This window comes from Candidatus Streptomyces philanthi (assembly GCF_059553635.1).
Window position 1 is genome coordinate 1 of sequence record NZ_JCANQV010000392.1, and the last position, 4,396, is coordinate 4,396.

The following is a 4,396-nucleotide window of genomic DNA, read 5'->3' on the forward strand; positions in this document are numbered from 1 at the left end:
CGACGGCGCGGGCGAGCGGATGCTCGCTGGCGTGCTCGGCGGCCGCCGCCAGCGACAGCACCGTGTCCTCGTCCGCGCCGGGCAGCGCGACGACCCCGGTCACCTGCGGCACGCCCTCGGTCAGGGTGCCGGTCTTGTCCATCGCCACCCGGGTCACCGCCCCCAACTCCTCCATCGCCACCGCGGACTTGACCAGTACGCCGTGGCGTCCGGCGGTGGCGATGGCGGACAGCAGCGGCGGCATCGTGGCCAGCACCACCGCGCACGGGGAGGCGACGATCATGAACGTCATCGCGCGCAGCAGGGACGGCGCGAGCTCCGCGCCCCAGGCGAGCGGCACCGCGAACAGGGCCAGGGTCGCGAGCACCACACCGGCCGAGTAGCGCTGCTCCACCTTCTCGACGAAGACCTGGGTGGGCGCCTTCGTCCTGCCGGCCTCGGCCACCATCGCCACGATCCGCGCGATCACCGTGGCGGACGGGTCGGTGCCGACCCGGACGCGGAGGGCGCCGGTGCCGTTCAGCGTCCCCGCGAACACCTCGTCGCCCGGGGACTTGGCGGCCGGCAGCGGTTCGCCGGTGATCGTCGCCTGGTCGACCTCGCTCGCCCCGTCCAGCACGGTGCCGTCGGCGGGCAGCCGCTCCCCGGGGCGGACCAGGACGGTGTCGCCCACCCGCAGCGCGGCGGCCGCGACGGTCTCCTCGCCGCTGTCCCCGATCCGTACGGCCGTCGCCGGTGCCAGGTCGAGGAGTCCGCGCACGGAGTCCTCGGTGCGGCGGGTCGCGAGCGCCTCCAGGGCGCCCGACACCGCGAAGATCACGATCAGCAGTCCGCCGTCCAGGAACTGTCCCAGCGCGGCGGCGCCGAGCGCGGCGACCACCATCAGCAGATCGACGTCGAGCGTGCGCTCGCGCAGCGCGGTCAGCCCGGCGAGCGCGGGCTCCCAGCCGCCGGCCGCGTAGCACACCGCGTACAGCGGGCCCCAGGCCCAGGGCGGGGCCCCGGCCCGGTCCAGTGGGAAGGCCGCGAGGAACGCGAGGGCGGCGAGCGCGGCCCAGCGCACCTCGGGCAGCGCGAGAAGCCTGGTGCGGCGGACGGGGGCGGGTGGGGGAGCGACGTCGGGATGCCCGGTACGGACGTCGAGCAGAGGGGTTGCCATGGAGTCACCTCGCGGGGCGGGGGAGGGGAGCACGCACACCATAGCGGAACATATGAAGAGGTCTTCAAGTGTACCGCCCGATACGATGACGTCCATGGGACACGGAGTTGACGGCCGCACCACACCGGCGGCACATCTGGACGCGGAAGCGGCCGCCACCATCGCCGCCACCCTCCAGGCGCTGGCCACCCCCTCGCGGCTGATGATCCTCACCCGGCTGCGCCAGGGCCCCTGCCCGGTCGGCGCGCTCGCCGAGGCCGTCGGCATGGAGCAGTCCGCCGTCTCCCACCAGCTCCGCCTGCTGCGCGCACTGGGCCTGGTCGCCGGCTCCCGCCAGGGCCGCCGCATCGTCTACAGCCTCTACGACAACCACGTCGCCCAACTCCTCGACGAGGCCGTCTACCACATCGAGCACCTGCGTCTCGGCGCCCGCGACCTGCCCCAGGAGGCGGAGGAGCCGGCCTGACGGGGACGGGCCGGCCTACTGGAGCGGGCCCTCCCACACGGTCCGCTCCCCGCGGTCCGCGCCGTACGCGTCGCCGCTGTCCCCGCCGTCCTCGTCCCGCACGCACCGCAGCGTCAACCGGGCGCCCGCCGTACCCGACGCGAGGGTGGCCGTGGAGTCCACCGTGATCTTGACCCGTACCGGCGGCGGGCCGTCCCCGCCGGACGCCTCCGCCAGCGCCGTCCGCAGGGCCGCCAGCAGCTCCTGCCCCGGCCGCGTCCCGATCCGGGCGTCCACCGCGCCCACGAACCGCACCGACGGACGGACCCCCAGCGCGCCGGTCGCCGCGGCCGCCTCCCGCATGACCCGCTTGCGCAGCCCGGCCGGCGCCTGCGTCGGGGACTGCTGGAGGGCGATGATGGCGGTACGGATCTCCTGGATCGTCGCGTCCAGCTCGTCCAGGGCGCCGGCCACCTCCTCCCGTACCTCGGGCACCGATGTCCTGCGCCGGGTGCTTTCCAGCATCATCCCGGTGGCGAAGAGGCGCTGGATGACCAGGTCGTGGAGATCGCGGGCGATGCGGTCGCGGTCCTCGAAGACCGCCAGCCGCTCGCGGTCGCGCTGGATGTCGGCCAGGACGAGCGCCAGCGCCGCCTGCGCCGCGAACTGCGTCGCCAGGGTGCGGTCGGTGGGGCCGAAGCGGCGGCTCCCTCGGGCGCGAGACAGGACCAGCGCGCCCCGCACCTGCCCGCCGCCGCGCAACGGCAGCAGCATCGTGGGGCCGTAGTGGCGGGAGAGCGGCGTGACGGCCCGCGGGTCCGCCGCGAAATCGTCGGAGAACACGGCGAGCCCCGCCCGCAGTTGCTGCACGGCCGGACTCTCCGCCGGGATCGCGCCCCCGCGCGCCTCCTCGCGCACCGCGTCGGGCAGCGTGGTCGACACCGCCACCACCTCCAACCCGCCCCCGTCGCACGGCAGCAGCACCGCGCCGGTCACCGCCTCCGCCAGCTCCCGGCCCTTGTGCGCGGCGACGGCCAGCGCGTCCTTGGTGGCCGGACGCGCCTCGGGACCGGCCAGCAGCGCCTTGGTGACGGACGCCGCGCCGTCGATCCAGCGCCTGCGCTGCCGGGCCTGCGCGTACATCCGGGCGTTGCCCATCGCGATGCCCGCCTCCGTGGCCAGCACCCGCACCAGATGCAGGTCCTCGGCGCTGAACCCGGCCTCGCCCAGCTTCCCCGCCAGATAGAGGTTCCCGAAGATCTCACCCTGCACCTGGATGGGGACCCCGAGGAACGACCCGACCGGCGGATGCCCCTCCGGCAGTCGGCCGCAGGTGCGCGGATCGTCGTGGACGTCGGCGATACGGATGGCGTCCGCGCCGCGCAGCAGCGCCCCCAGAATGCCGCTGTGACCGTCCGGGATGCGGCCGATCCGCCGGTGGTCCTCAGGGCTCACCCCGTAGGTGATCAGGTCGGAGAGCCCGTCACCGTCCTCGGTGAGCACACCGACGGCCGCGTACCGCGCGCGGGTGAGGGACGCCGCGGTGCTGGTGATGCGGTGCAGCGCGTTGTGCAGGTCCAGGTCGGAGCCGACGGCGACCATCGCCTCCAGCAGCTGGGGGAGCCGCGGGATCGGCCCGCCGGCCAGCTCGCGCAGGCTCCGCGCGGTCCGTTCCGCGCGCTCCGCCGCGGAGCCGGTGGCGGGCGGGGGTGCGGCGGGACCGTGGGCCCGCGGGGGCTGCGGCATCGCTGCGGTGTGCTCCGGCTTCTCCTCGGTGGCGGGACGCCCCGGGCCTCCGTACCGCGGCCATGGCCGCGTACGAGGGCGGAACTCCTCGCCCGTTCGGGTGATGTGGCCAGTGTAGTTCGCCCGAAAGGGCGGGATTCAGGGCCGTTTGGCCCCTGTTTTCTCCTGGGGGCCGCCGGGCCGGGGGCGCCTTCCGGGAGGCCGGAAGCCGGGAGCGCGCGCCGGGCGGCGCCCCGTCAACTCGACCCGCGCTCCTACGGGTTGCGTGCCCGGCGGGGCGTCCCGGGCGCGGGGCGCGAAGGGCGTACGCCGGTGGGAGAGGGCGTGGCATACCGGAAGCACCAGGGCGATATTGAGACAACCTCGCCGCCGGAGGCGGGGCCGGGACTTGACCGCGGACGCAGCGGGTAGGCCGTAGGCATGCGCGGGTGATCCGTACACATACGGCACAGCCGACGACCCGGACCCCACCGGTGACCGGCGCCGCGCCGGCATCGAGCGCCGAAAGCGGCCGGATTCGCCGCACCGCACCGGCGCTCCCTCGTCTTCCGTACGTCTCCGCCGCCTCCCGCGTGGCGGGATCTCGCGCCCAGGCACGAAAGTAGGGACGGGCCGATGGACCTGGACCACATCCACCGAGGCTTTCTCGGCCCCATCCGCACGGTGGGGCCCACCACCGTCGTCGCACTCCGCGGCGAACTGGACATCGACGCCGCCCGGAAGGTCGCCGCCCGCCTGGACGACCTCAGCGGCACACCCCGCCCCGACCTGCTGCTGGACCTCGGCGCCGTGACCTTCCTCGACTGCGCCGGGCTCGGACTGCTGTGCCGCCTGCGCCGGCGCACCCGGGCCCGGGGCGGCAGGCTCCGCCTCACCGGCGTCCCCGAGGGCGGCCGCGTCGCACGGCTCCTCCGGCTCACCGGCCTGTCCGACGCCTTCGACCTCGTGCCCCGCGACGGTATCCCCGCCGACTTCGTGCCCCGGAGCGCGCTCCCCGGGGACGGCCGTCGCGGGGAGGTGGTGGGCGCGGCCCCCGGACCGTCCCG

At 75.5% G+C, this 4,396-nt stretch carries 4 protein-coding genes; 2 read left to right on the forward strand and 2 right to left on the reverse strand.

Annotated features, from left to right (window positions below):
• Positions 1 to 1,159 (reverse strand): HAD-IC family P-type ATPase (locus tag AC51EU_RS27550; protein WP_496269798.1); only part of this gene is annotated, 1,159 nt, incomplete at its 3' end.
• A gap of 94 nt (positions 1,160 to 1,253) precedes the next feature.
• On the opposite strand from AC51EU_RS27550, the gene AC51EU_RS27555 reads away from it, so the two are divergent.
• Entirely contained in the window at positions 1,254 to 1,625 is a 372-nt protein-coding gene (locus tag AC51EU_RS27555) for an ArsR/SmtB family transcription factor (protein ID WP_496269799.1), read from the forward strand.
• A gap of 15 nt (positions 1,626 to 1,640) precedes the next feature.
• Here the strand turns inward: AC51EU_RS27555 and AC51EU_RS27560 are convergent, their stop codons facing one another.
• Positions 1,641 to 3,350 (reverse strand): GAF domain-containing protein, encoded by a 1,710-nt coding sequence (locus AC51EU_RS27560; RefSeq protein WP_496269800.1) that lies wholly within the window; start codon positions 3,348 to 3,350, stop codon positions 1,641 to 1,643.
• 615 nt (positions 3,351 to 3,965) lie between these two features.
• On the opposite strand from AC51EU_RS27560, the gene AC51EU_RS27565 reads away from it, so the two are divergent.
• Positions 3,966 to 4,396: STAS domain-containing protein (locus tag AC51EU_RS27565; RefSeq protein WP_496269801.1), on the forward strand; the 431-nt coding region annotated here is incomplete at its 3' end.